Annotated in this window: 33 protein-coding genes; 5 read left to right on the top strand and 28 right to left on the bottom strand. The window is 43.2% G+C overall.

Annotation, left to right across the window (positions count from 1 at the left end; all coding sequences use genetic code 11):
- The first annotated feature begins 110 nt into the window (after window positions 1-110).
- The 4 genes from deoC (at window position 111) to NSTC745_RS01375 (ending at window position 4,909) form a co-directional block, all read left to right on the top strand.
- Window positions 111-791: a deoxyribose-phosphate aldolase gene (deoC, locus tag NSTC745_RS01390; RefSeq protein ID WP_445635558.1), complete on the top strand. Its 681-nt coding sequence runs from the start codon at window positions 111-113 to the stop codon at window positions 789-791.
- Window positions 792-886: 95 nt separating this feature from the next.
- Window positions 887-1,792, top strand: a complete 906-nt coding sequence (gene recO / locus NSTC745_RS01385) for a DNA repair protein RecO (protein ID WP_445635557.1) — start codon at window positions 887-889, stop codon at window positions 1,790-1,792.
- Window positions 1,779-3,410, top strand: coding sequence for an MFS transporter (locus tag NSTC745_RS01380; RefSeq protein WP_445638504.1), 1,632 nt, complete (start codon window positions 1,779-1,781; stop codon window positions 3,408-3,410). The genes recO and NSTC745_RS01380 overlap by 14 nt, the downstream gene beginning before the upstream one ends.
- Before the next feature lie 350 nt (window positions 3,411-3,760).
- Entirely contained in the window at window positions 3,761-4,909 is a 1,149-nt protein-coding gene (locus tag NSTC745_RS01375; RefSeq protein WP_445635556.1) for a glycosyltransferase family 4 protein, read from the top strand.
- A 385-nt stretch (window positions 4,910-5,294) separates the two neighbouring features.
- Here NSTC745_RS01375 and NSTC745_RS01370 read toward each other — a convergent pair whose 3' ends face one another.
- From NSTC745_RS01370 to NSTC745_RS01325, 10 genes are all read right to left on the bottom strand, one after another.
- Window positions 5,295-5,831 (bottom strand): IS630 family transposase, encoded by a 537-nt coding sequence (locus NSTC745_RS01370; RefSeq protein ID WP_445632652.1) that lies wholly within the window; start codon window positions 5,829-5,831, stop codon window positions 5,295-5,297.
- A 52-nt stretch (window positions 5,832-5,883) separates the two neighbouring features.
- Complete coding sequence (locus tag NSTC745_RS01365; RefSeq protein WP_445632651.1) at window positions 5,884-6,156, bottom strand: winged helix-turn-helix domain-containing protein; 273 nt, start codon at window positions 6,154-6,156, stop codon at window positions 5,884-5,886.
- Window positions 6,157-6,175: 19 nt separating this feature from the next.
- Window positions 6,176-6,379, bottom strand: coding sequence for a hypothetical protein (locus tag NSTC745_RS01360; RefSeq protein ID WP_445632650.1), 204 nt, complete (start codon window positions 6,377-6,379; stop codon window positions 6,176-6,178).
- Between the two features lie 908 nt (window positions 6,380-7,287).
- The gene (locus NSTC745_RS01355; RefSeq protein WP_445635555.1) at window positions 7,288-8,109 is read right to left on the bottom strand and encodes a peptidase; all 822 of its coding nucleotides are present in this window, start codon (window positions 8,107-8,109) and stop codon (window positions 7,288-7,290) included.
- A gap of 18 nt (window positions 8,110-8,127) precedes the next feature.
- Complete coding sequence (gene secG / locus NSTC745_RS01350) at window positions 8,128-8,361, bottom strand: preprotein translocase subunit SecG (protein WP_096536948.1); 234 nt, start codon at window positions 8,359-8,361, stop codon at window positions 8,128-8,130.
- A gap of 137 nt (window positions 8,362-8,498) precedes the next feature.
- Window positions 8,499-10,097 carry a 2,3-bisphosphoglycerate-independent phosphoglycerate mutase gene (gpmI, locus tag NSTC745_RS01345; RefSeq protein WP_445635554.1) on the bottom strand — a complete coding sequence of 533 codons (1,599 nt, stop codon included), beginning with the start codon at window positions 10,095-10,097 and terminating at the stop codon, window positions 8,499-8,501.
- A 631-nt stretch (window positions 10,098-10,728) separates the two neighbouring features.
- Complete coding sequence (locus NSTC745_RS01340) at window positions 10,729-12,423, bottom strand: ABC-F family ATP-binding cassette domain-containing protein (protein ID WP_445635553.1); 1,695 nt, start codon at window positions 12,421-12,423, stop codon at window positions 10,729-10,731.
- A 405-nt stretch (window positions 12,424-12,828) separates the two neighbouring features.
- A complete protein-coding gene (locus tag NSTC745_RS01335; protein WP_445635552.1) occupies window positions 12,829-13,326 on the bottom strand; it encodes a hypothetical protein in 498 nt (165 codons plus the stop codon).
- 202 nt (window positions 13,327-13,528) lie between these two features.
- Entirely contained in the window at window positions 13,529-13,987 is a 459-nt protein-coding gene (locus tag NSTC745_RS01330; RefSeq protein WP_445638503.1) for a DUF29 domain-containing protein, read from the bottom strand.
- 183 nt (window positions 13,988-14,170) lie between these two features.
- Window positions 14,171-14,533, bottom strand: coding sequence for a helix-turn-helix domain-containing protein (locus tag NSTC745_RS01325; protein ID WP_190954657.1), 363 nt, complete (start codon window positions 14,531-14,533; stop codon window positions 14,171-14,173).
- A gap of 190 nt (window positions 14,534-14,723) precedes the next feature.
- Here NSTC745_RS01325 and NSTC745_RS01320 point away from each other — a divergent pair, with 190 nt between their 5' ends.
- Complete coding sequence (locus NSTC745_RS01320; RefSeq protein ID WP_445635551.1) at window positions 14,724-15,173, top strand: hypothetical protein; 450 nt, start codon at window positions 14,724-14,726, stop codon at window positions 15,171-15,173.
- A gap of 6 nt (window positions 15,174-15,179) precedes the next feature.
- On the opposite strand, the gene prfA is transcribed toward NSTC745_RS01320, so the two are convergent.
- The 18 genes from prfA to rpsH all read right to left on the bottom strand — a co-directional run bounded on the left by prfA (window position 15,180) and on the right by rpsH (window position 26,924).
- Window positions 15,180-16,277, bottom strand: coding sequence for a peptide chain release factor 1 (gene prfA / locus NSTC745_RS01315; RefSeq protein WP_445635550.1), 1,098 nt, complete (start codon window positions 16,275-16,277; stop codon window positions 15,180-15,182).
- 105 nt (window positions 16,278-16,382) lie between these two features.
- Window positions 16,383-16,622 carry a 50S ribosomal protein L31 gene (rpmE, locus tag NSTC745_RS01310; protein WP_096536955.1) on the bottom strand — a complete coding sequence of 80 codons (240 nt, stop codon included), beginning with the start codon at window positions 16,620-16,622 and terminating at the stop codon, window positions 16,383-16,385.
- Window positions 16,623-16,812: 190 nt separating this feature from the next.
- Complete coding sequence (gene rpsI / locus NSTC745_RS01305; protein WP_096536956.1) at window positions 16,813-17,229, bottom strand: 30S ribosomal protein S9; 417 nt, start codon at window positions 17,227-17,229, stop codon at window positions 16,813-16,815.
- On the bottom strand, window positions 17,229-17,684 hold the full coding sequence (rplM, locus tag NSTC745_RS01300) for a 50S ribosomal protein L13 (protein ID WP_445638502.1): 456 nt from the start codon (window positions 17,682-17,684) through the stop codon (window positions 17,229-17,231). Before rplM ends, rpsI begins: the two co-directional genes overlap by 1 nt.
- A gap of 148 nt (window positions 17,685-17,832) precedes the next feature.
- Window positions 17,833-18,660 carry a tRNA pseudouridine(38-40) synthase TruA gene (truA, locus tag NSTC745_RS01295; protein WP_445635549.1) on the bottom strand — a complete coding sequence of 276 codons (828 nt, stop codon included), beginning with the start codon at window positions 18,658-18,660 and terminating at the stop codon, window positions 17,833-17,835.
- A gap of 150 nt (window positions 18,661-18,810) precedes the next feature.
- A complete protein-coding gene (gene rplQ / locus NSTC745_RS01290; protein WP_445635548.1) occupies window positions 18,811-19,161 on the bottom strand; it encodes a 50S ribosomal protein L17 in 351 nt (116 codons plus the stop codon).
- 137 nt (window positions 19,162-19,298) lie between these two features.
- Window positions 19,299-20,246, bottom strand: coding sequence for a DNA-directed RNA polymerase subunit alpha (locus NSTC745_RS01285; protein ID WP_096536960.1), 948 nt, complete (start codon window positions 20,244-20,246; stop codon window positions 19,299-19,301).
- A 448-nt stretch (window positions 20,247-20,694) separates the two neighbouring features.
- Window positions 20,695-21,090, bottom strand: a complete 396-nt coding sequence (gene rpsK, locus NSTC745_RS01280) for a 30S ribosomal protein S11 (RefSeq protein ID WP_010998331.1) — start codon at window positions 21,088-21,090, stop codon at window positions 20,695-20,697.
- Window positions 21,091-21,148: 58 nt separating this feature from the next.
- Window positions 21,149-21,529 (bottom strand): 30S ribosomal protein S13, encoded by a 381-nt coding sequence (gene rpsM / locus NSTC745_RS01275; protein ID WP_445635547.1) that lies wholly within the window; start codon window positions 21,527-21,529, stop codon window positions 21,149-21,151.
- A 110-nt stretch (window positions 21,530-21,639) separates the two neighbouring features.
- Entirely contained in the window at window positions 21,640-21,753 is a 114-nt protein-coding gene (rpmJ, locus tag NSTC745_RS01270; protein WP_015129703.1) for a 50S ribosomal protein L36, read from the bottom strand.
- A gap of 118 nt (window positions 21,754-21,871) precedes the next feature.
- Window positions 21,872-22,096 carry a translation initiation factor IF-1 gene (gene infA, locus NSTC745_RS01265; protein ID WP_006276978.1) on the bottom strand — a complete coding sequence of 75 codons (225 nt, stop codon included), beginning with the start codon at window positions 22,094-22,096 and terminating at the stop codon, window positions 21,872-21,874.
- A gap of 279 nt (window positions 22,097-22,375) precedes the next feature.
- Window positions 22,376-22,927 (bottom strand): adenylate kinase, encoded by a 552-nt coding sequence (locus NSTC745_RS01260; protein WP_445635546.1) that lies wholly within the window; start codon window positions 22,925-22,927, stop codon window positions 22,376-22,378.
- Window positions 22,927-24,240: a preprotein translocase subunit SecY gene (gene secY, locus NSTC745_RS01255; RefSeq protein WP_096536963.1), complete on the bottom strand. Its 1,314-nt coding sequence runs from the start codon at window positions 24,238-24,240 to the stop codon at window positions 22,927-22,929. The genes NSTC745_RS01260 and secY overlap by 1 nt, the downstream gene beginning before the upstream one ends.
- Before the next feature lie 74 nt (window positions 24,241-24,314).
- Complete coding sequence (rplO, locus tag NSTC745_RS01250; protein WP_096536964.1) at window positions 24,315-24,758, bottom strand: 50S ribosomal protein L15; 444 nt, start codon at window positions 24,756-24,758, stop codon at window positions 24,315-24,317.
- Window positions 24,759-24,873: 115 nt separating this feature from the next.
- On the bottom strand, window positions 24,874-25,401 hold the full coding sequence (rpsE, locus tag NSTC745_RS01245) for a 30S ribosomal protein S5 (RefSeq protein ID WP_096536965.1): 528 nt from the start codon (window positions 25,399-25,401) through the stop codon (window positions 24,874-24,876).
- Between the two features lie 107 nt (window positions 25,402-25,508).
- The gene (rplR, locus tag NSTC745_RS01240) at window positions 25,509-25,871 is read right to left on the bottom strand and encodes a 50S ribosomal protein L18 (protein ID WP_445635545.1); all 363 of its coding nucleotides are present in this window, start codon (window positions 25,869-25,871) and stop codon (window positions 25,509-25,511) included.
- 2 nt (window positions 25,872-25,873) lie between these two features.
- Window positions 25,874-26,422 (bottom strand): 50S ribosomal protein L6, encoded by a 549-nt coding sequence (gene rplF / locus NSTC745_RS01235; protein ID WP_096536967.1) that lies wholly within the window; start codon window positions 26,420-26,422, stop codon window positions 25,874-25,876.
- A gap of 100 nt (window positions 26,423-26,522) precedes the next feature.
- A complete protein-coding gene (gene rpsH / locus NSTC745_RS01230) occupies window positions 26,523-26,924 on the bottom strand; it encodes a 30S ribosomal protein S8 (RefSeq protein WP_445635544.1) in 402 nt (133 codons plus the stop codon).

The following is a 26,924-nucleotide window of genomic DNA, read 5'->3' as shown; positions in this document are numbered from 1 at the left end:
TTAGCAACTTATTTTCAGGATAAACTCGTAATAAATGTGGTTTAATATATATATAAGAAATGTTTTAATTTTTTATAAACTTTAATAATCAATCACTGGCAGAAGACACGATGGCAGCAGACTATCCAGACATTGATATTGCGCCATTTATCGAGCACGCCCTGTTAACGCCAACTGCTACTCCAGAGCAAGTTGAGCAATGGTGTGAAGAAGCATACAGATTCAATTTTGCGGCCGTTTGCCTGTACCCTACTTATGTCAAGCAAGCAGTCGAACTCCTCCACGCTAAGAACCCGAAAGTCTGTACGGTGATTGGCTTTCCTGCTGGTGCGACGACTTCCGCAGTCAAGTTATATGAGGCTCAAGAAGCGGTGGAAAATGGAGCTACTGAGTTGGATGTGGTAATCAACTTGGGCTGGTTAAAAGCTGGCAAAACCGAACAAGTGCATCGCGAAATTGCCGAAATTTGCGAGGAGACTGGAAAAACTGTGAAGGTAATTTTGGAAACTAACCTTTTGACAGATGCAGAAAAAAAAATAGCTGCTGAAATCTCTATGGATGCGGGAGCAAGTTTCTTAAAAACCAATACTGGTTGGAATGGTGGCGCTACAGTTGCAGATGTACGACTTTTGAAGGAATTAGCAAAAGAAAGGGTAGGAATTAAAGCTTCAGGTGGTATTCGTAATATCAATCAAGCTCTAGACTTAATCGTAGCGGGTGCTACTAGATTAGGGACATCTCGCGGTATCGATTTGATCCGCCAGCGCGATAACCTGGAAAAGGGTAAATAGTCATTTGTCCTTTGTCCTTTGTCATTTGTCCTTATTTGTTCGCTAAGTGGCTAATGACCAATGACTAATAACCAATGACCAATGACTAATGACTAATGAGTAGAACCTACAAAGCAATCGGAATTAATCTTAAAACCCAGGCGCTCGGAGAATCGGATAAAATAGTGACAATTTTGACACCAGAATTCGGTCTAGTTCGAGCAGTGGCTCCAGGGGCACGCAAGCACAACTCAAGCTTGGGCGGTAGGAGCGGTATGTTCGTTGTGAATGAACTATTGATTGCCAAAGGGCGATCGCTTGATAAAATTACCCAAGCACAGACGTTAAAAACTTATCCAGGTCTAGCTAAAGATTTGGGGAAATTAGCTGCTAGTCAGTATTTAGCAGAAATAGTACTGTCTCAAGCTTTGAGCGAACAACCCCAAGAAGAACTTTATGAGTTATTCAACGAACATCTCCATCGATTGGAGGTGTTGCCTAGTGGAAATACATCTGCTGTTTTAGCTCATCTGGCTCATGGGGTGTTTCACCTTTTAGCCTTAGCAGGACTGACGCCCCAAGTCCAAGTTTGTTGCTTGTCTGGGCGACCCCTGAGGCCAGACTTTACAGACCCCAACTGGCAGGTAGGATTTAGCAGCCCTGCGGGTGGAACGGTTTGTTTAGAAGCTTGGAAAAGTTTGCGAACAGATGGACAGATGGGGAGATGGACAGATGACGAAGAAATAACCAATGCCCCATCCCCTATACCCAACGCCCAAACAGTTGTTGTCCATCGGCAAGAAATACCTGTGATTTCCAGTCGAACTGGTGCAATGGAACTAGCTTTGCTTCAACATTTATCGCAACCAGAGATCGTACAAATTGATGGTGCTAGAGATATTAACTGGTTATCTGTTGAGCAGATTTTACGCCAGTATGCTCAGTATCAATTAAGCCGCCCTATTCGCTCTGCTACCTTGATCGACTCTTATTTTGCTGCCAACCATGATGCAATCGTCTGATTTGGATACAAAAATCCCACCTTTATCACCAAGCCTGGTTAAAAAACAGAATAGGGCATCAGACCATACAGTAACTAATCATCTGAGTGCCGTTTCTAAGTCTACACCTCATCAAATCAATGGCCAAGAAATGTCCCCAAAAGACGTTTCTCAAAGCGATCGAAGTTGGACAGAGGAAACATCACAAGCACCAAACCAAGACCAATCAACCAATGGTCAGGCTGATAAAAATAATGATACCAATAACGGGTTAGATCTACGCAATGGAAAGAATTTACCAGTAAGCACCATTCCAGAAACAGAACCGCCGAAAATAGATGAGGCTGGGCCAGAAAATCCAAAACAACGGGGGTTTGTACCGGTATTAAAAAACTTGAATTTCCTGGCTCTTTGGGGCGGTCAAGTTTTTTGTCAACTGGCAGATAAAGTTTATTTGGTGTTAATGATTGCTTTGATTAATACTCAGTTTCAGGCTGGAAATCAGAGTATTAGTGGATGGGTATCAGCTTTAATGATGGCTTTTACTATTCCAGCAGTATTGTTTGGTTCTGTCGCAGGTGTGTTTGTAGACCGATGGTCAAAAAAGGCTGTGCTGGTGGCTACGAATGTTTGGCGCGGTATCCTAGTTTTGTCAATTCCCTTTTTGTTGTGGTTGACTCATGATTGGAGGCCCATAGGAGTATTACCAGTGGGTTTTTTAATCATCCTAGCTGTGACTTTTTTAGTTTCCACACTGACGCAGTTTTTTGCACCGGCGGAACAAGCAGCAATTCCTCTAGTAGTAGAAGAACAGCATTTACTCTCGGCTAATTCGCTTTATACAACAACAATGATGGCATCGGTAATTGTTGGGTTTGCCGTTGGGGAACCGTTATTAGCGATCGCTGATGGACTTTGGTTGCAGTTTAGTGGTAGTAATGGTTTGGGGAAAGAGCTTTTGGTAGGTGGCAGTTATGCGATCGCTGGAATCATTTTGTTCCTGCTGAAAACTAACGAAAAACCTCACGCACCCGAAACCGAATTTCCTCACGTGTTCTCTGACTTGCGAGATGGTCTATCCTACCTGCAAGCAAATCATCGCGTCCGTAATGCTTTACTTCAGCTGATTATTTTGTTTTCTATCTTCGCAGCTTTAACTGTTTTAGCTGTTAGGATGGCAGAAATAATTCCCAACATGAAAGCCTCCCAATTTGGCTTTTTACTTGCAGCGGGCGGTGTTGGCATTGCAGCCGGAGCAACAATTCTCGGTCAGTTTGGTCAACGCTTCTCATACACACAACTAAGCCTGTGCGGTTGTTTTGGTATGGCAGCATCGCTGATTGGAATTTCTGTGTTTACAACACATTTGTGGATAGTTTTGTTACTAATTACCTTATTAGGTATTTTTGGCGCACTAGTCGGCATTCCTATGCAAACTGCAATTCAGACAGAAACGCCTCCAGAAATGCGCGGTAAAGTTTTTGGTTTACAGAACAATGTAATTAACATTGCTTTGTCTTTACCTTTGGCATTAGCTGGTGTAGCAGAAACTTTTGTGGGCTTACAGGCTGTTTTTTTCGGACTAGCTGCGATCGCTTTTTCAGGAGGAATATTAACCTGGTATAACTCACATCAGTAGTTATTAACAGGAGCTATTATTCATTACCTCGAAATAATTACTAATTTACTTAAAAATTTTGTCTTCGTGCTAAACTAAGTCCAGTCAAAATTTATCGATACTTGCCGCATATCAATCTGAGCATTAGCCAGAATAAGTTGTTTAAATATCACAAATTAACAACTTATTCAGTAGAATCAAAAAAGCCATAAATTGACCAGTTTAATTAGCTAAAAAATTAGCTTTTTAAACTAATTTTTGGCATATATTGTCTAATAAGTATAAACCAGCAAGTATAACACGATAAAAGCAACAAAGGACGCAAAGTTAATTAATACATCAAACCCGCTTTTTTTACAGCCAAATAAAGAATGCGTATAGCCTGGATTGGAAAAAAATCGCCCTTTTGCGGTAATGTTACCTACAGTCGAGAAATAACAAATGCCTTGCTAGACAGGGGACATCAAGTTAGTTTTCTCCACTTCGCACAAGAAGAATCAGAACCTGAAAATTGGCCAAATCTTCAAGAGGTTCCCCTACCTTTCATTTATAAGTCCCAGGTTTACACAATCCCTACTTTCAAGGCAACCAAAGTTTTAACCGATTCACTGCGAGAAATTAAGCCAGATATCGTCCATGCTTCCTTAACTTTATCTCCTCTAGACTTTTTTTTACCAGAAATCTGTGAGGAACTGAGGCTACCTTTAATTGCTACTTTTCATACACCGTTTGCTGGGAAGGGAGCAAAACTGATATCAGGAACGCAGCTTTTGGCTTATCAGCTCTACGCGCCTTTTTTAGTTAACTACGATCGCGTGATTGTATTTTCCCAAATTCAGCGAGAATTATTGGCAGGGATGGGTGTAAGGGAAAAAAATATTGCGATCATCCCTAACGGTGTTGATACCATAAAGTATTCTCCAGGGGCTTCTAGAGTCAAAGCAGAATTCCAAGCCGAACGCTTATTTGTTTATCAAGGTCGCATAGCACCAGAGAAAAATGTTGAACCTTTGCTGAGAGCTTGGAAACAGTCGCCAATGCAAGCTAATAGCAAGCTGTTAATTGTTGGCGACGGGCCTTTAAAGTCCTCTTTAGAACCGTTTTATGGTTGGGAATACGGAATTATTTGGTTAGGATTTGTCGCTGATGAAAATCGGCGGATTGAAATTTTACGGGGCGCGGATGTATTTATTTTGCCTTCATTGGTAGAGGGACTATCTTTATCTTTGTTAGAAGCAATGTCATGTGGGTTGGCTTGTTTGGCAACAGATGTCGGTGCAGACGGAGAAGTCTTAGAAAAGGGAGCGGGTATAGTTATTAATACCAAAACAGTGCGATCGCAATTAAGAACTCTCTTACCAGTGTTACAAGATCATCCAGAGTTAACAATACTACTAGGGCAAAAAGCTAGACAGCGTGTATTAGACCGCTATACTCTCAGTAAAAATATTACTCTGCTAGAAGAACTTTATAAAGAAGTTTTAACACAGCGACCTTTACCGCTCAGTCATAGAGCATAAAGAAAAGGAAAAAGGGCAATGCCTAAAGTGGGCTGCGCCTACACATTTTTTGGCTTATTACTGTTGTATGGACACAGCTTTTCTTCAACAGTATTCTCTTGTATTCATAATATACAGAACGCTAGGATGACTGATGAAAGGAAAGTTATTCATGTCCAAAAACGAAGTTGTGACTGTTCGACTGACTCCAGAATATATAGCGATTTTCAATTGAATGGAATACACAGAAAGAAAATCAAATCATTGTAGGGGCAAAACAGCTGTCATAGGTGTCAACTTAAGCTCAAACACTCAATTTACCGTGGTTTTAGATCCCACAACACCCGATAAATTGGGGGCAAAAAACTCTAGTTCACCCCTTAAAAAGGGGGGTTATACCAATTCTTTATGAAGCTGCGCTAAATAAGGCTTCAAGAATAAAGTCGTAAGAAGTGAGAGAGGCAATCATCGAAGGTGTAATTTCTTTGAGGACATCAGTTAACTTGTGCTGTAGTTGTGTGAGAGTTTTACAATTTTCCCATTGGAGTTGAGATTTGAGAAATTCCCAAAACCGCTCAATTGGGTTGAGTTCAGGAGAGTGAGGAGGTTGAAAAATCGGGATAATGTTATCTGGGATATCGAGAGCTTTAGCTTTGTGGAAAGATCCTTGGTCGAACTGGATAACCGCAATATCATCACCAAGATCAGCAGATAGCAACTTCAAAAAGTGTTGAAAACAATCAGCATTCAGGTAGGGGAACTCATAGAAAAAGCTGTATCCACTTAGAGGTTCTACAACTCCGTATAAATAAAAATTTTCACGTTGCCATTGACTTAAGCCTACAGGTTTAACTCCTCTAGCTGTAATCAAACGTCCTGCAATTGTCTTTAATCCTAAACGTGTTTCATCCTGACCGGAGGCGGAGCGTCTCCGGCTCCGCACAAGTACCTCAATCGTTTCCCCGCTCCAAATTCCTCCTGCAAGAATTTGAATGCTAAAGGCAGTTTTTTTTAAAGTGAGATAGACTTTGTGGGTGTTGTTTGGTACTTTGAGGACGAGGCACTTTTAACTTCGCACCCAAACGCTGGCGAACAATTTCATAGACTGTTTTGTAGGCAAGTGAAACCCCTAATTCGCTCTTGAGCCATTGTTGAATTTGGCCATAGCTAGTAAACCCAGATGGCTCCTGTAACCGCTGTTCCAAGCGTTCTAAGTCTGAACCAATAATGCTCGGAGCTTTTCCGGGTGCATGTTTGACTTCAAGCAAGCCCCTTGTTCCTTGATCTTTATACTTCCTTACCCAACGAGTTATGGTTGCTACCAGAGCGTCCTAAACGTTCTGCAAGCGATCGCCTGCTGCTAACTTGACCACTCTTGAGCCAATAGAGCATTTGTAATCTTTCTTTACTGCTTGCCGTGGTGGCATGTTTGACAGCTTTCTCCAATTCTTCTTGGCTTTCTGAAATCTCAATTTGGAATGGACGACTCATCACAAAGTTACTCAATGCACCCATCTATAAGTTTGACCTAGTTTGGCGCATCTTCATACAGAATTGGTATTAGGGGGGATCGAAAATCTAGCTAGTGCATCGAAAAATTTTGAAATGCTTATCAGACTAGTCTTTGGCGTTAAGTTGACACCAATGTACAGCTGTTTTGCCCCTACTGTAGTCTATTCAACTGCAAATTGCTATATAATCTTGCCTACAGACATATCCGAGTTTACCGAACCGATAAATTTATACCGTTTAAAAACCGAAATCAATCGCCGTTGGCGAAAGACTAGTCTTTTATATGTCCTCAAAGAAACAGATTTACGTGTAAATTTTACTGAACATTTAAATCCGTCTTAAGAAGTATTAGATTCTCAGCTATTACAAAAGCGCTTGTTACTGTATTTATCTAACAACAATTTTGTGGTTGTTTAAGGGTAATTCTCTAGCTGTCTAATTGGGGTGTGACGAAATACGTGAACCTATCCCACCAGTCATTTTTGCGCGACAAAGCTTAAGTTTGTTAAAAAATGAAAACGGGAAATCAAGGTTTTCAAGCATATTTCGCAAAGATAACTAGGTATTTTTAAAATAGTGGGATAGGTTCTAATATTTGGTTGCTAATTAATAATTGCGAATTGCGAGTTGCTTTAGCTTAGCCCATTGCGAATTGCGAAGTCGAGCAAAAGGGAAGCCCATTGATGAAGCTATTTTTCGTAGGTTATACCAATTCTGTATGAAGATGCGCCAAACTATATAAGGAACGAACCACAAAGGGCGCAAAGGACACAAAGAAAGAAGCAAGCAAGCCCAGAGAATTTGGCGCAGCCTAACAAAGAAATGGTATTACACTCATCTTAAACTTTGATTATTTGCAGGAAACGTAGTCATAAAATTTCTGCTAACTAATTATTTAAATTATCTACTAAAGACCATCCCAAACTAGTTGGCTGTTCATAAACCCGCTTCAAAGTATTCACATCCCTAACGGAAATAGGCGACGGTTTACGAACTTGGGAAAAGTATAAAGCATCCGTTTGTAGGGGGCTATGACCCCAAATTCCCAAAGCGTGTCCGAGTTCGTGGCGGGCTGCTGCTTGGATATACTCACCTGTTTGACTGGGACTTAGCAAGATAGTGAAGCGGTGAAATAGAACTTTGTTGTTGGTATATAACTCGTAAGTGGTTTGTGCCGATCGGGCACGGGGTATATTACTACCTGGAGAAATTTGTAGAGGTGGTGCTTTTCGCACAATCGTAATATCAGCAACTTCTGGCTGTTGGACTACTGTCACAGGCAAATAAGTATTCCATTCCTGCACAGCTTCTAAGATACTTTTCACCCATACTTGAGCTTGTTTTTCGCTAACGGCTTTTGGTGTTTCTACGTAAACTTTAATAGGAAATTTCGACCAAATTAAATAACCAACTTCAGTTGTTGTGACTTGTGAAAAGTAATCGCCACTGTTGGTGTTATCTTGCCACTGTGCGAGTGTGGTCGGCAAGGGATGAGGTCTTGGCGAAGGGGAGAGGGAGAGAGGAGAAGATGAAACAGTGGGGGAGACGGGGAGATAACGCGAATAAGCAATGCTCATTGCGCCATGCCCCAAGCTAGTAAAAACAACTAGCAGCCCTGTGCCAATAGTTAAGCTAAGAGCTGCTAATAATCGCTGTCTAATTAAATTTTTGGGGGTTTTAGGTGTTGAGTATTGCGTTTTATTCCTCATCTCGCCCTTACCCCATCTTTATTTAGGCAGCCAGCCAGCACTTAAAACTACTGTTAAACCAAGAAAAATGACTGTCAACGCCCAGGTAACTCGGTTCAAGGTATTTTCTGCACTTTTAGTGCTGCTAAATAGCTGAGCTTGTCCACCAATGGCTCCAATACCATCACCTTTGGGGCTATGCAGCAAAACTAAGATAATTAGACCAACGGCAGAAAAGGCCCAAATGCCTTGCACGATATTAGTAACTGTCATGGTAGCAATCTCATTTATAACAAGTTTTAAAAAAGAGGAGTTAGGAGTTAGGAGTTAAGAGTTAGGAGTTAGGAAAGTCTGAATTTATCGGTCTTCACTATTAACTCCTCACTATTAACTCTTCACTCTTAACTTTTTTACAAGCCGACTTGCACGGGGGTGCGAGTGCGTTGTAAGTCATATTCTGCTGTTTTCAGCAGCGATCGCCCTGTCATTTCTGGTGGTTGAGGCAGCTGTAAAATCTCTAGAATGGTGGGGGCGATGTCGGCTAGCTTGCCATCGTTTCGCAGTTCGACATTTGTACCATATCCAGGGATTTTAACTTTTTCTCCTTCCACGAGGATAAAGGGGACTGGATTAGTTGTGTGAGCTGTCCAGGGGTTACCCTCTTCATCTAGCATATACTCAGCGTTGCCATGATCGGCAGTAATAAGTGTTGTGCCGCCAGCTTTGCTAACGCTCTCTAATAAGCGTCCCAAACAGCGATCGACTGTTTCAATGGCTGTAATGGTGGCTTCAATCTGACCAGTATGCCCTACCATGTCTGGATTGGCATAATTAATCACAACTAAAGAATATAAACCTTTTTGAATGGCAGCGATCGCTACGTCTGTAACTGCGGTTGCTGACATCGCTGGGGCGTGGTCGTAAGTCGCTACCATTGGGCTGCTGACTAATTCCCGGTCTTCCCCAAGAAAAGGTTCCTCCAAACCGCCATTAAAAAAATACGTGACGTGGGCGTATTTTTCAGTTTCGGCGGTGCGGAATTGCTTGAGATTGCGATCGGCTATTACTTGCCCCAGAATATTATTCAGGTTCTGCGGCTCAAAAGCCACAGCCACGCTTAAGTCTGGGTCGTATTGGGTAAAAGTGACAAAAGACAGCGGTTTTATTTGCTGTCTTTCAAAACCGTTAAATTCAGGGCTGACAAAGGCTTGAGTTAGTTGTCTGGCCCGGTCGGGGCGGAAGTTGAAAAATATCACTCCATCCCCTGCTTCTATCGCACCAGGAGCAATTCTAACGGGGTTGACAAATTCATCTTTTACCCCTTCGGCGTAAGATGCTTGCAAGATTTCTACAGCCTTACGGTTATCAACCACGCCCTCTTGTGTCATCACATCGTAGGCTCGTTTTACCCGATCCCAGCGGCGATCGCGATCCATCGCGTAGTACCGACCGCTGAGGGTGACTATGCGCCCGATTCCTATGCGGTCTATATAATCTTCTAGCATGGCGATCGCTTTTACACCCTCCGTTGGAGCGGTGTCGCGGCCATCGGTAATCGCATGGATACAAACTTCTGAAATTCGCTGCTCTTTAGCTAAGTCAAGTAGTCCAAACAGATGGGTGATATGGGAATGTACCCCTCCCTCAGAACAAAGCCCTACTAGATGCAGCTTGCCATTGCGAGAGCGAACTTCCTGGCAAATTTTGACAAGTGCTGGGTTTGAGAGAATAGAACCATCTTCGACCGCATCAGAGATGCGTACCAGTTCTTGCGGTACTACTCGCCCAGCACCAATGTTCAAATGGCCAACTTCTGAGTTGCCCATTTGACCATCTGGCAACCCTACGGCTTTTCCTGATGTGTGGATGAGGGTATGCGGGTAAGCTGCCCATAGACTGTCCACAATGGGAGTTTTCGCAGCAACAATAGCGTTTCCTCGCGTCTGCTCGCAGTAGCCCCATCCGTCTAAAATGACTAGCACCACAGGAGCAACAGGTGCTTTGGTCATAGTAAAATTGCCCTTTACTTTTTGTAATACCCGAATGATACCATTGCTAATCGCTGCCGCAAGTGAATTTCTGCTTATTAACTTCTTTTATGAACGACTTGCAGCTTTTTGAGACATTTTTTAAATATTAGTAATTTTTCTATGATGTTTTCGAGCTTGAATAATCAGCGATCGTTTAGTAGCCTGCGATCGATTTAAGTTGCATATCAATTTGTGAGGTTGTTCATTAGACTTCTTGCTTTTATTGGGGAAAAGGGTAAGGGGTAAAGGGGAAAGCGGCTCATAAAAACCCTTTTCCCTTTAACCTTTTACCTTTCCCCCCTCTTGCAAAAGTAACTTTTGCAGGAGGTCTATTGTATGCCATTTGTTGGTAATAACCCATACTTCAATGATGATGAAGAATAACAGTTTTGGTAAAAAATGCGATATTTGATGGTGTTAGTTTAATTAACATTATTAAACAACTTACCAGTTATTAGCTGTATCTTAAATATTTAAGTCAGGGAAATTTAACAGTTATCAGTAACATTGATAATTGGTCACTGATAACTGTAGGACAAAGTAGTTCTTAAAACAGAAAACTGGCAAATGATAAGCGTTGAGCTTAACTAGTAAGCAATTTTCCAGTCGATCATTTTCTTTTTGTGGCAGATTTGGTAGCTTTAGCAGCTTTCTTAGCAGCTTTCTCGGCTTCTATTGCAGCTAACCTAGCTTCTTCTTTTTCTTCGGCAATTTTTTGGAGATAGTAATGATAATCTCCTAAATAAACGCGGAATTCTCCATCTCTAATCTCGACAATTTTGTTGGCTACTTGAGAGATAAAGTATCGGTCATGGGATACAACAATTGCCGTACCGTCATAATTTTGCAGGGCTTCTTCCAGCATTTCTTTTGCTGGAATATCTAAGTGATTTGTCGGCTCATCCAAGATTAATAAGTTGGCAGGACGTAAAAGCATTTTTGCCAATGCCAAACGAGCTTTTTCTCCTCCACTTAATGCCCCAACTGCCTTAAATACTGTGTCACCACTAAATAAAAATCGCCCTAATAGCGTGCGGACTTCTTCATTTTTCCAATCGGGAACTTCATCATGGATTGTTTCCATAACAGTTCTCTTCAAGTCCAAAGCTTCAGCTTGATTTTGTTCAAAGTAACCAGGAATCACGTTATGATCGCCTAATTGAACAGTACCTTCTGTCGGCGGTTCCATACCCATAATTACGCGCAGAAGTGTAGATTTTCCAGCACCATTGGGGCCGAGAAAAGCAATGCGATCGCCTCTTTCAATTAAGAGATTCGCTCCCAAAAACAAAATCTTATCATCATAGATATGAGTAAAATCTTTGATGTTTACCACTTCGCGTCCGCTGCGGGGTGCAGGAGGAAAACGAAAGTGTAGAGTTCTTACTCCAGCTACAGGTGCTTCGATACGCTCAATTTTTTCCAGTTGCTTTTCCCGGCTTTTTGCCTGGGTACTGCGGGTAGCACTGGCACGAAATCGATCGACAAAAACTTGTTGTTTTTCTAACTCTTTCTGCTGGCGTTCGTAAGCACTCAGTTGTGCTGATTGATTTTCGGCTTTCTGTTGCAAATATGCAGAATAATTGCCGAGGTAAGTACTAGAAACACCGCGTTCAGTTTCCACTATTTGGGTGCACAGACGGTCAAGAAATTCCCGGTCATGGGAGACTATAACCATCGGAGTAATTAGTCCCTTGAGGTAATTTTCCAGCCACTCAATGGTTTCCAAATCCAGATGGTTAGTTGGTTCGTCCAGCAGTAATAAGTCAGGTTTTTGTAGGAGGATTTTACCCAAACTCATCCGCATTTGCCAGCCGCCACTAAAAGCACTGACAAGGCGATCGCCATCTTCTACTCCAAATCCCATTTCTGGTAAGATTTTCCCAATGCGTGCGTCTAAGCCATAGCCATCCAAAGCTTCAAATTGTCGCTGTAAACGATCCAATTTGTTGATTAGCCGTTCGAGTTCCTCTGGAGTAGCGGTTTCCATCTCGCGTTGTACTTCCGTTAGAGATAACTGTACTTGGTTGGCTTCTTTAAAAACTGTCCAAAATTCTTCTCTAACGGTGCGCGTGGGGTCTACTTCAAACTCTTGGTTGAGGTAAGCTATGTGTAAGCTGGCAGGACGAATGATTTCCCCAGCTGTGGGTTCCATTTCCCCAGTGATAATTTTGAGTTGGGTAGATTTTCCAGCACCGTTGACACCGACTAAGCCAATGCGATCGCCTGGTTTAACTTCCCAGTTGATATCTTTGAGAACTTCGCCTGTAGGATAAATTTTACTAATATGTTCGAGTCGCAGCATTAAGTTTCTCTCAGGTAGGGAGTGGGTGATTGAGGACGAAGTAGTAACACCGCTTCCAATATTAACAAAAATTAACTATAAATTCGTCCCTGGAAAGTTGTGGAACTGCAAATTAAATTTAGCTTGAGCTAAGTCATTTAAATTATCGCATCCCTGTTAAAACTGGCTTTTTGTTACTTATTTGACTTCTTTAACACTTAAATCACAGGTGGCAGGCACTTGTTCCCCAGCTACCCCTGATTTTAATAAGACGGGTATGAATTTAAATTTGGTGTGCGCTCCCTTTCTTGGAAGCCCTGAAAAAACAGTTTTGGGTTGTGGGCTTGTTTTATTGTTAAATCTAACCCTTCAGCAACTTTGTCTGCCTTGATAATTTTTTACCATTTAGGAATTTTCGTTTACTGTTTATAGATTACTTTCTTTTTCTGAACCATTTCGCACTTCTAGCAACCGTTCTTTTGCTATTCCTAATATCCGTGAAAGTGGTGCTAACAAACTATCATCAAATGGTTCTCCAGCATAAATATTATTCAGTTCAGTGGGTGATAGTTTAAAAGTATCGCAAAATTTAGCAAACTCTTGATTACTTAAATCGAGTTCCTTTTGGCGATCGCGCAATAACACAGCGATCGCTCTAGTTCCATATTTGGGACGTTCGCTAGTTTTTACATATTTTTCCATTAAATAATTAACTTTACTTGTATCGCCGCCTATTTTTTTAATTAAATCAGTACAAGCCATTTTTAGTGCTTTTTTTAAAACTTCTTCTTCGTTGAGGAATTTAATAACTTCACTAGCATACTCTTGTTTGAAAAAACCAACTAAATCACCTTTGTGGTAAATAGGTACGTAAGGGCTATTAACTTCGATCTGCCAATCTAATGGTTCATTGCGTAACGACATAGCTGCACCTGTCCAAATTCGATGCTCCCCATTTTAAAACTATTTATACTGAGTCGCCAGTAGTTATATTTAGGCTTAAATACAAATCCCCGACTTCTCGAAAAAGTCGGGGATCTGTCCTGGATTATATCTTTCCCAAGGCGATGCCTTAAGCATTTTGGCAATTTGTATGTAATAAATTAATTAAAAAAAATGGTAGTAATTATCCTTCCCAATCTTGACGAGTATCGCACAGAAAATTTTCTGCGATCGCATCATCAAATAAATAGGGGTAATTCTCTGGAAAAGTTCGTAATGGTAAGTTAGTTTCTCGTAGCGCTAAATCTACTCCAGCTTCAAAGCCATCTAACAAAGCTTCTTCTATTCGAGACTTTAAGCTAGGGTTCTGCCGTAAATGCCTGCCAATGGCACGACGCTGTTCTGGAATTGTTAAAAACCAACTGCGAGAGCGTTGTTCGGGTTGATATTCCCACTTCAAGAGATGACCGAGTAATACACTCAGACGGCTCACAAGTTCCCGATACTCCTGTCTGCCCAAAGCTTGAATTTCCTCTTGCAGGTGTTCCCAGTCTAGTTCCGTAACTAGCCTCTGCTCTAACACTTTAGCCTGCTGCTGTGTCCAGCCATAGAAGTCTTGGTCATACAAACCAGGTTTGTCCATATCCATATAAATCAATCGTAAGAATTCAAGAGTCAGAATTCAGAATGGCTTGTGAATTACTAGGTTTAAGTCCCTATGAAATTAAAAATTTGTTTGTCAATAAGACAGTGGCAGCCTAAATCCTACACTGATTGCATTGCTGAATTCTGAATTCTGAATTCTCTTTTAATTATGAACAAATATTCAACTGGCCTTTGCTTCGTCGCCTGACGCTTCAGCCACAGCAGCAAACCTATCAGCCGCAGCCTGAACGATTTGAGCAACTTGGCTAAGAGGCATGTGCTGTATTTGTCTGAGAATCAAACTTAAATCTGAGGTTTCTTGTATCGGCTTGCCATCCAAGCAACTAAGTAACTCTTGGAGTGTGTAACCCGCTCTCGCTGCGATTTTTGCCAAATATTCTGTGTCTGGCACATTTACACCCTTTTCCCACAACTGAACAGCTGTAGCAGAAACTCCCAAAAGCTTGCCAAAAGCCCGCTGGCTCATGGAACCGCGAGCTAGTTTGATGATTTCAATCAGTTTTTCTCTGCTTTCGATGTTCACTGCTTGTGTAGCTAGTCAACTGCATTTATTAGTTTAGTGAGAAACTTTAAAATTTTAGTTTATTGTTGACAACTTTAATTGTTAATGATACTTTAAATAAACATTGTAATTAAGCAACGTTGATTTAAATCCTAGAGTATAGACGCTGCTAGGTTATTTGGCATTGTTGCCAATACACAAAAGGTGCATCATGTTTTCCAAGCCACGCCAAATAAAAAAATATCGCCGTAAAGGTCGAAATTTCATAACGTCTAATAAAATTAAACCAGAACAGTGGCAAATTTCAAACCGTGAAGCAAAAGAAGCTCTCAACACCAAAGGCTATAACATCAAGCAAATCAAGAAAATCCAATGTCTGAAGCATCAGGTGTGTATTTCTTACTGGGATGGGGCAGGTAACATCTGTAGTAGCTTTTTCAGTTACCGCATTTTTGGGCGTTGGCAACAAGAAGTAGAAAATTTAATTTATACCAGCCAAACTCTGAAAGAATGGGCAAGAGTAAATTACCTTATGAAGCACGAACTTGCCTATTATCAATATCCCAGTCAAATGGAAGATGTACTCTGCGCTGCATTAGAAAACCGCTTGCATGTGTTAAAAGCAACATCACAACAAGCGGTTTACGAAACTTTTTACTAATAAAAATTAATTAGCGCTAGCAGTTGCCAATTCGGCTAGACGTTCCTGTTGGTCTTGGGAGATGCAAGATTGGATAATAGTTTCTAAATCGCCTTCCAAGACAGGATTAAGAGAATAGTTTTGACCTAAACGGTGGTCGGTAACGCGGTTATCTTTATAATTGTAGGTGCGAATTTTTTCCGATCGCGATCCCGTTCCAACTTGCGATCGCCGCATGGAAGTTACAGCTTCTTGTTGTTCGCGCAACTTCATTTCATACAACTTCGCCCGCAAAATTTGCATCGCCCGTTCTTTGTTTTGCAACTGGCTGCGTTCTTCCGTACAGAAAATCCGAATTCCTGTAGGTTTGTGCATCAAGTCAACGGCTGTCTCCACCTTGTTGACGTTTTGTCCGCCAGCACCACCAGAACGAGCCGTGGTCATTTCAATATCCTTCGGGTCAATGTGGATTTCCACATCATCCACCTCTGGCATAATTGCCACCGTTGCAGTGGAAGTGTGAACCCGTCCACCTGCTTCTGTAAGCGGCACCCGCTGTACGCGATGCACTCCAGCTTCAAACTTTAGCTGACTGTAAACGTCGTCACCTTTAATTTCCAGAATCACTTCTTTCCAACCGCCCATTTCTCCCAAAGATTCACTCACCAGAGAAACTTTCCAACCTTGAGTTTGGGCGTAGCGAGTGTACATCCGCATCAAATCGCCAGCCCAAATACTGGCTTCATCGCCACCCGTACCAGCGCGAATTTCCAACATGATATTCTTTTCATCATTGGGGTCGCGAGGCAGCAATAAAACTTTCAAACGAGCCTCTAAATATTCTATTTTTTCCTCAAGTTCATCTACTTCCAGTGCTGCCATTTCTTGCAGTTCTGGGTCACTTGCAGATTCTTTAAATACCTGACGCGCTCCGATCAAGTCTTCTTGGGCTATTTTCCAAATTTCATAGGTATTAACTACTTCTTCCAAAGAAGAACGAGACTTAGCAATTTGTTGATATTCATCAGGATTGCTAGCGGTATCGGGGTCGCCAAGACGACGGGTTAATTCATTAAAGGTTTGTTCAACGGATTTTAGTTTGTCCAGTAAGTATGATTCAGCCATGACGAGTGCGATCGCTCCTTAAAAAAATAACAAATTGGCTCGAGCATATAAATGACAATCGACCCCGAAAAATGCAGGGTCGTCGTTAACAGCAGAGCCAACCAGCTACTTTTTCTTTTTGGTGCCGGAGCTTTGTTCGCTGGACATACCGTATTTCCGGAGGAACCGCTCAACTCGACCCTCGGTGTCAATAATCTTCTGGGTACCAGTGTAAAATGGGTGATTTCCAGACCAAACATCTACGTGCAGTTCTGGCTTGGTAGAGCCAACGGTCATCACAACTTGACCGTTACAGTAGACTTTAGCATCTGGATACCACTTGGGATGAATATCAGATTTAGCCATTGTTCCTTTTGTGGTGAATCTATAAAAATTATAACTTTTTGGTTGAAATTAGAGCTAGGGATTGGTGACTGGGCACTGGGGAGACTAGAGGACAAGGAAGACAAGGCAGATGAGGGAGAAAGATTGCTACTTTGTCCCCCCTTGTCCCCCTTGTCCCATGCCCCATACCCAATGCCCAATGCCCCATATCCTAACGCTTAGAGTACTGAGGCGCTTTCCGGGCTTTGTGTAAACCATATTTTTTCCGTTCCTTTGCCCTGGGATCGCGAGTTAGGTAACCTTCGGTTTTCAAAGGTGGGCGGTTGTCTGGGTCTAGTTGGCACAAAGCACGAGCGACTCCCAAGCGAACAGAATCAGCCTGTCCGGTCAAACCGCCGCCTTCTGCTTTTACCAAAATGTCATATTCGTTTTCTAGTCCCAAAGTTTCTAAGGGTGCTTTGATGACTCCCAGGTAATTGGCATTGAATTGGAAATACAAGTCTCCATCTTTACCATTCACAGTCAGTTTCCCAGTACCTGGTACCAGGCGTACTCTTGCTACTGCTGACTTACGGCGACCAGTACCCCAGTACACGGCGCGTCCGCTATTGGTATCTACTGCTACCATTAACTTTCTTCTCCAGGAATTGTACTAATTTTTAATTCTTTGGGTTTTTGAGCTTCGTGGGGATGAGTCGGCCCGGCGTAAACTTTCAGTTTGGTAAATAACTGCTTACCCAGGCTATTTTTGGGTAGCATACCTTTGACTGCGTGTTCTAAAATCCGCTCTGGTAGGCGCTGTTGTAGCTTTGCAAAGGTTTCTGTTTTCATCCCACCGGGACGACCAGAGTGGCGACGGTAGACTTTTTGAGTGCGCTTTTTGCCTGTGACTGCTACTTTCTCAGCATTAACAACGATTACGAAGTCACCTGTATCTATGTGGGGTGTAAATTCGGGTTTATTTTTGCCTCTGAGGACTTGAGCGATTTCACTGGCGAGGCGTCCGAGCCGTTTATCGGTGGCATCTACTACGTACCACTCACGCTCAAGGGATGCTTGAGGAGGAAGGTAAGTTTTAACTATTGTCATTTGTTATTTGTCCTTTGTCCTTTGTAATTTGTCATTTGTCCTTTGTCGTTTGTCCTCTCTTACAAAGTTCAGATCGGAGGAAACCTCCGCTCTGACTTTGCGCTTTGTCAGTTGCTGTTTGCTAATGACCAATGACTAATGACTAATGACTAATGACCAACTTTGGCAGGGTATCGTACCAAATCTCCTTTGGAAAGGGAAAATCTGGATAGCCGACTCGCAACAAGCACAAACCTTGAGCTGGTGCGGCGTGTTTGACTTCTTGGCGGCGTTCCTCTTTCCAGAGTTCGGTGAAGTTGGAAAGTGTACGTTCTCCAGAACCTACTTGTACCAACATTCCTACCAACAGCCTTACCATGCCATACAAAAATCCATCTGCCTGTATTTCAATATGGATAAATGGCCCGCTGCGATGACATTCTGCTGCTTGTACCTCTACCCAGGAATGCGATCGCTTTGACCCTGCACGATGAAAAGCAGCTAAGTGATGCTTTCCCAAGAGAGGTTTGAGGGCAGCTTGAATTAATGATTCATCCAGGGGTGCATAATAATAATGCCAACTGAAGGGTTTCACGAACAAGTTCAGTCGATCTTCAGTGTATATTGTGTAGCGATACCGCCGATAGGCTGCGCTAAACCGGGCGTGCCAACGGGCATCTACACCAGCTGAAGCCCTGATTAATATATCTGATGGCAGATAGCTGTTGAGGATTGTTGCCCACTTGCGAGCTGGAATTAAACCTGTTGCTTCAAAATGGGCTACTTGAGCAGCAGCGTGGACTCCGGCATCGGTTCGTCCGGCGCCGTGTAGTGTCACATGATGTCCGAGAATAGTAGCGATCGCTTTTTCGATCTCTTCTTGGACTGTACGCTGGTTCTTTTGCCTTTGCCAGCCATGAAAATGAGTGCCAAGGTATTGGATTACCAAGGCTACTCGCTGAGTTTGTGTAGGCTGGTGGCTTTCTAACATACAGATTTTGTCCTCTCTTACAAAGTTCCGATCGCCGGAAGCCGGCGCTCAGACTTTGCGCTTTGTCTTTCGTCCTTTGTCATTTGTCCGTTGTCTTTTGTTAATGACTAATGACTAATGACTAATGACCAATGACCAATGACCAATGACTTAAACCAACTCAAGTATTGCCATCTCGGCATTATCGCCCCGACGCGGTACGGTATGCACGATACGGGTATAACCGCCTTGGCGATTTCCATACCTAGTGGGAGCTTGTTCAAATAAAGCGTGAACTAGGGCTTTGTCGAAGATGTAGCCAAGGGCTTCCCGGCGTGCAGCCAAGGAGCCGTTTTTGGCTAAGGTAATCATTTTATCTACTTCACTCCGTACAACTTTAGCGCGAACTAAAGTGGTAGTAATTTTACCATGACGGATGAGTTCGGTGGTGAGCGATCGCAATAAAGCGCGGCGCTGGTCTGCTGGTTTACTGAGTTGTTTGACGCGACAACGGTGACGCATAATTAAGCACTTATGAACTACAAACAATTTTCATATCATGTCAATTCGATCGCTTATCAAAAAACTCTCCGCGTCTTTGCGTCTTCGCGTCAGAGCGTCTGTCTACATGATAAGTAATCAACCTGACTCGATATCACTTAAGGGTGTTTAGAGCCTCTTTCTTGGGGCAAGGTGATGCCCAAGCGACGCTGCAAAGCTTCTACGACTTCTTCTGCTGACTTTTGACCAAAGTTTTTAATTTCTAGGAGGTCTTCTTGGGTATAATCCAACAAGTCGGCTACAGAATTCACTTGTGCGCGTTTGAGACAGTTATATGCCCGTACAGAAAGTTGCAACTCTTCGATGGGAATCTGAGCAGTTGGGTCTTCTGAAATTTCCGAACCTGTATCTGTTGGTTCTAGGGAAATATCTTTCAACGGGTTGAATAAATCTACCAAGATTCCAGCAGCAGAGGATAGTGCTTCTTGCGGTGATATACTGCCATTTGTCCAAACTTCCAACAACAGTCGGTCTTTGGTAATTGACCCATCCCCACGAGCTTCTTCGACACTATAGTTTACTTTTCGCACTGGCATAAACACCGAGTCGATTTGAAGAAAGTCCAACGATGTAGCTTCTTCACGTCCTCGCTCTACAGTGCGATAACCTTTACCTCTCTCGATCCGAAATTCCATTTCCAGCTTTCCACCTTCGGCGATGGTGGCTACATACTGGGTCGGATCGATGACTTCTACTTCACTAGGTAAATCAAAATGCGCCGCAGTAATTGTTGCTGGACCGTTAACGAGTAACCTACCAATTTGGGGTTGCGAGGAATAGTTTTTCAGGATAACTTCCTTCATTCTCATGAGGATTTCCAGCACATCTTCCCGCACGCCAGGGACTGTAGCAAACTCATGTGAAACGCCTGCAATCCGGACTGCTGTAACTGCCGTACCCTCTAGATTGGACAGTAAAACCCGCCGCAGCGCGTTGCCAACCGTTGTTCCTTGACCGCGCTCTAGAGGTTCCAAAACAAATTTACTGTAATGGTTGCGGCTTTCTTCAGTATTAGACTCTACACATTCAATTTGAAACTGCGCCACGGATTAGCCTCCCTTTTTTAAGGTGCTGCTAGCAGACAAATCTATTGCCTCCCGAATTAAGTGTCAATTTTCGATTTTGGATTTTTGATTTTGGATTGTGCTTTTTCAATTTGTTTCCCTTTTTTGAGACGGAACAAATCTGAAAGATTCTCGATGGGCTTAGCTACGCTATCATCAATTTAAAATCAACGAAGTCCCCACCTAATATTGAGGATTAATCTAAAATCGCAAATCACAAATCCAAAATTGATTAATAATATTTTGGGTTGACCGAAGTTTAACAGCTTTGCCTATAGGAAAATCTGACACGCTTCTAGTCGCCCAAGCCGTCCAAAGTTTCAGCCTGAATTCAATGCAGTTTCGACACTAGACAACTAAGCGGTCATTACAAGTGACTTAACTGTAGTTTGGCTGCAACTTATAATTCTCACCGCCCAAATTTTAACGATTAAACTCGACGGCGCTTGGGTGGACGGCAACCATTGTGAGGAATGGGGGTAATATCCCGAATTAAGGTAATTTCCAGTCCTGCTCCTTGAAGTGCGCGGATAGCGGTTTCTCTACCTGCTCCTGGGCCACTGACCATTACCTCAATTTGGCGCATACCTTGATCGATGGCTCGACGGGCTGCACTTTCAGCGGCGGTTTGCGCTGCAAAGGGAGTTCCCTTTTTCGCTCCCTTAAAGCCGCTAGAACCAGCACTAGCCCAGGAGATAACATCTCCATTTTGATCGGTAATGGTGACAATGCTATTGTTGAAAGTAGACTGAATATAGGCCATCCCATTGGGGACATTCCGCTTCTGCTTTTTGCTCCCGGATTTTTTAGTTGGTTGTCTCGCCATACTTGTTTTGTTGATTTAAGGTGAAACTTGCTGTGTTTGGCAAGCGTTGTCAAATTATTTATTTGCCTGGTGCCTTCTTCTTACCAGCCACTGTCTGCCTTCTGCCTCGACGGGTTCTAGCATTGGTGCGAGTTCTCTGTCCTCTGACTGGTAAGCCCATACGATGACGACGCCCTCTGTAGGTGCCAATGTCAACTAAGCGCTTGATGTTCATCGACTCCCAGCGGCGCAAATCCCCTTCAACTTCGTAGTTGGTTTCTATTTCTGCTCGCAATTTGGCTACATCGCCGTCAGTCAACTCTTTAACGCGGGTGTCTGGGTTTACACCTGTAGTTGCTAGAATTTCTTGCGATCGCGATAACCCTATTCCGTAAATGTAAGTCAGACCAATCTCGACGCGCTTATCGCGTGGAAGGTCTACTCCGGCTATACGTGCCACAATGAACTCTCCCTATTGTTCTCTAGTAGTTAAAAAAAACGCGATTAATGCCGTTTTTTCGTTTTAATAAAGATTATGCGTTTTGCAACACTCCTCTGTCTATCGGAGTTTTATCCTTGACGTTGCTTGTGTTTGGGGTTGACGCAAATCACCATAACGCGACCACGGCGTTTGATCACATTACACTTTTCACAGATTTTCTTGACTGAGGCTCTAACTTTCATGCCTTTTTTACTTTGACTCCAAATATTAAATTATAACATTTCTTGGGGAATTATTCAGCTAAGTTGACTAGTAAATAGTCAAAAAGATGCTTTTATGGTAAAATCCTCTACATGATATCTACTTCTTTCTCAGTCGGTAGGTGATTCTGCCTTTAGTCAAGTCGTAGGGGGTTAACTCTACCTTGACGCGATCGCCAGGCAAAATCTTAATATAGTTGCGGCGAATCTTCCCAGAAATGTGTGCCAGCACGTTAAAACCATTGTCTAAGTCAACGCGAAACATCGCATTGGGCAAAGACTCGGTAACCGTGCCTTCCATTTCAATCAAATCTTGCTTAGACAATTTGTTTTTTCCTCAACTCAACAATCTCCTGTTCCTTTGCAGCACTTCATCTGCAACAGAACACACTTTGATAAATATATCAACACTTTCTTAATATATTTTAGCTAAATTTGGGCATAGGGCATTGGGCATGGGGCATAGGGAGTGCTGAGTGAGTTAAGAATTATTCTCCTTGTCTGTTTGAAGTTCCGTTCGCCCTTGGCGTTGCCGTAGGCATCCGAGGAAACCTCCGCTCGGACTTCTCTTTTTGTCTCCCTTGCTCCCTCATCCCCCTCATACTTAAGCGATTATCTTTTGGAGCTCGTCAGTGACTTCTTCTTGGGACTGGTTGCCATTGACTGTTAGGAGTTTTTGGCGATCGCGGTAATAATTTATTAAAGGTGCAGTTTCAGCACGGTAAACTTCTAAACGACGACGAATAACTTCTTCGCTATCATCTTTTCGTCCTCGTGCCAGTAAACGCCCTACTACTACCTCATCTGGGACTTCCAGGCTGACTACTTTTTCACCAGACTGGTCTAGCTGTTCGAGCAATTCTTCAAGAAAAACTGCTTGCTTAACAGTCCGAGGAAAACCATCGAGAATCCAACCATGCTTAGCATCTGACTGACTCAAACGTTCCTGTACCATTTCCTGTACTAGAATGTCTGGGACTAGTTCCCCTTTATCCATATAACTTTGAGCTTTCAAGCCCAAACGGGTTTGCTTGGACAATGCTTCGCGTAGTATGTCACCCGTAGAAACATGGGGAACTTGCCGATGGTCAGCTAATGTCTTAGCTTGCGTTCCTTTACCAGCTCCAGGCGGCCCCAAGAAGATTAGTCGCGTCACTATTGTTTCACCATTCCTTCATAGCGCTGAGAGATAACGTAAGTTTGGATTTGTCTTGCCGTATCGATCGCCACACCAACTAAAATTAACAAAGAGGTAGCACCCAATCCCTTAAATGTGGGGACTCCTAAAGCACTTTCTACGCCGGTTGGGATAATAGCAACTAAGCCCAAAAAGATCGCACCCAAAAAAGTGAGTCGGTTTGATACTCGTTCGATATACTCGCTAGTTGCCTTCCCAGGACGAATACCAGGAATACTCGAACCCATTTTCTTCAGATTTTGTGCTACATCTACTGGATTGAGAATCAACGAAGAATAGAAGTAGCTGAAGAAAATAATCGATATCATGTACACTAGGGCATAAAGCCAAGAGCCAGAACCGCTGGGACTCAGATAAGTGTTAACTATATTGGCCAATTCGGCATTTTTAGTGAAATTGGCGATTAACAGTGGCAAACTGAGGATTGCAGCAGCAAAAATAATTGGCATTACGCCGCCTTGATTGAGGCGCAAAGGTAGGAAGCTACGTTGCTCTGCCAAAACTCGACGACCTACTTGACGACGGGCCGAAATAATTGGGATGCGACGCATTCCTTCCTGCACAACCACAATACCAACAATTGTTGCCAGGAAAACTAAGATTAGCACGATCACGCGACCGACTGTTTCCCGACCGCCCACTTGCACCAAATCGATGGTATCGCCTAAAGCTTTTGGTAATGATGCAACAATGTTGACAAAAATCAACAATGATGCTCCATTGCCAATCCCACGTTCTGTAATCAGTTCTGATGCCCACATGACGAACATAGAACCAGCGGTGAGGGCGATCGCAGTTTCAGCTACAAACAGCGGTCCTGGGTTTAAGGCAAATTGCTGCAAAAACAATGCCGAAAAAGCCGTACTTTGAATAATTGCCCACCCCAAAGATACATAACGGGTAATTTGCGATATTTTTCGCCGGCCTGCTTCACCTTCATTTTTCTGTAAATTTTCTAAAGATGGAATCGCGGCCGTGAGCAATTGGATGATAATGGACGCATTGATGAAGGGCAAAATTCCTAAAGCAAAGACTCCCAAAGTTGAAAGTCCTCGCCCGGAAAAGATATCCAACAAACCAAATATGGCATTATTGCCTGAGATGGCTGCGGCAAACCTACCTCTATCAATCCCTGGCACAGGCAAGAAGATGCCTAAGCGAACCAAAATTAAAATACCGACGGTGACAAGCAGCCTACCTCTCAGCCCGGCTGCTTGTGCCATCTGCATAAAAGTTTCTTGAGCCGTTGGGGCTTTGTCTCGACTGATCATAGAGTGCTACCTTTAGTGTGAACCAGGCGCTGGCTGCGAGTTGGCTTGCATCTAAGTGCCCTATTCCGGCTCACTCATAAGACTTCACAACTCCCACCAGCTGCCTCAATTTTGCTCCGAGCTGTACCTGTGAAAGCTGCCGCTTGTACCTTGAGCGGAACGCTCAATTCCCCGTTACCCAAAATTTTCAATGGGCCTTTAGCACCAGTGATAATACCTGCTGCTTCCAAGGAGGTCAAAGTTACTTCTGTATTAGCGGGAAGGGAGGCTAGCTTCTCTACATTAATCGTAGTGTAAATCTTGCGATTCACAATCGGAAAGCCCTTGAGTTTTGGTAAGCGGCGGTACAATGGCTGTTGACCACCTTCAAAACCTGGTCTGGTACCACTACCAGAGCGAGATTTTTGACCCCGCATACCTAGACCTGCACTAGCACCTTGACCGGCAGAAATACCCCTAGCTACACGGCGGCGGCGTTTCTTTGAGCCTTTTTGGGGCTTAACATCGTTGAGTCTCATAAGCTAAAAGTGTCATTTGTAGTTTGTCATTTGTCCTATGTCGAAAGTCAGTTGTCATTTGTCCTTTGTCATTTGTCCAAAGCAAATAACAAATGACCAATGACTAATGACTAAATTAGATGTAGAGATTTTCAATAGGAATACCGCGATCTTCGGCAACTTCAGAAAGAGTACGCAGTGTAGACAAAGCGTTGACTGCGGCTCTAGCATTGTTAAGCGGATTGTTGGAGCCAAGTTGCTTAGCTAGGACGTTGCGAACTCCTGCCAATTCCAATACTGTACGCACGGCACCACCAGCGATTACACCAGTACCAGGTGCGGCTGGACGCATAATTACTTTTGCACCGCCACCGATACCATCAATGGGATGAGGAATGGAATTGGATTTGGTGATTGGGATATCAATGAGGTGTTTTTTGCCGTCGGCTACACCTTTTTTCACTGCTCCAATTACATCTGAGGCTTTGCCTACTCCGACACCAACTTGACCGCGTTCGTTACCAACAACAACGATCGCTCGGAAGCTGAGTTTTTTACCGCCTTTAACGACCTTACTCACGCGTCGAATCTGAATTACCCGCTCTTGCCAAGTGGTTTCTTCTTTTTTGGCACGCTTGGTTCTACTTTTACGCTCTGTTGCCATAATCAATGTTCTCTTAATGTCATTTGTCAGTTGTCATTTGTCCTTTGTCATTTGTCCTTTGTCATTTGTCCAATGACTAAATGACCAATGACTAATGACCAATGACTTTAGAAATCCAAACCGGCTTCGCGGGCTGCATCAGCTAGGGCTTTGACACGACCATGATATAGGTTACCACCGCGATCGAAGACTACTTTGGTGATGCCTTTTTCTAGCGATCGCACTGCGATCAACTTACCAACTTGCACCGATGCATCGCGGTTAGCGCCTGAAGCTAAACTCGATTTCAACTCTGGTTCTATAGTTGATGCTGCCACTATGGTGTGATGCTGCGTATCATCAATTACCTGGGCATAAATATGCTCATTGGAACGAAACACTGCTAAACGCGGACGTTCTGGTGAGCCAATAACTCTGCCACGGACGCGTCTATGGCGACGCTGTTTTGATTCTCTACGAGTAAGTTTCATCTTTACTTCTTACCACTCTTACCAGTCTTACCAGCTTTACGTCTTACCACTTCACCGGCATAGCGAATACCCTTGCCTTTGTAAGGTTCTGGTGCGCGAACAGCACGAATTTTAGCTGCTGTGTTGCCGACAATTTCTTTGTCGTAGCCGCTGACGATGACGTTAGTGGTACCTTCTACGGCAAACTGAACTCCTTCTGGTGGTTCAATTTGTACTTGATGGCTGTAACCCATGTTCAAAACTAGGTTACGTCCTTGAACTTGCGCCCGGTAACCAACCCCTTGAATTTCCAAACGGCGTTGAAAACCTTGGGAAACTCCCTCAACCATGTTGGCAACTAAAGTACGGCTCAAGCCGTGTAATTGCCTGGAAGTCCGGGTATCATCTCGACGAGTTACTTGTAATACTTCTCCCTCTTGGGAAACTATAACGTTAGCAGGTAAATTGCGAGAAAGTTCTCCCTTGGGCCCTTTCACCACAACCTTAGTGCCATCGATCGCCACTTGTACTTTGGCGGGAATAGTAATTGGACGTTTACCAATACGAGACATGACTTTTTGTCCTTTATGGAGTTATGAGTTATGAGTTATGAGTTATGAGTTTTTATGACTAACTTTTCACTCCTCATTCCTAACTCTTCACTTTTGTTGACTACCATACGTAGCAAAGCACTTCGCCGCCCAAATTCTGACGCCGCGCTTCGCGGTCAGTCATAATGCCACTGGATGTGGAAATAATGGCGATGCCGATGCCGCCTAATACTCTTGGTAATTCTTTTTTGTTGGAGTAAACACGCAAACCTGGTTTACTAACTCGCTTCAGGGCGGTGATCAGAGGCTGACGATTCTTACCCTTGTATTTCAAGGAAATCACCAGATTGCGTTTTACTTCATCACCTGCTTCTTCGTATTCACCAATAAAACCTTCCTCCCGCAGCACTCTGGCAATACTACGGGTCATTTTTGTCGCTGGCACTTGTGTAGTTTGATGCCGTGCCAGGTTGGCATTGCGGATGCGCGTCAGCATATCTGCAATTGTGTCGTTAGCCGCCAT

The sequence above is a fragment of the Nostoc sp. DSM 114161 genome, assembly GCF_052692665.1.
This window is presented reverse-complemented; position numbering and strand designations above follow the sequence as displayed.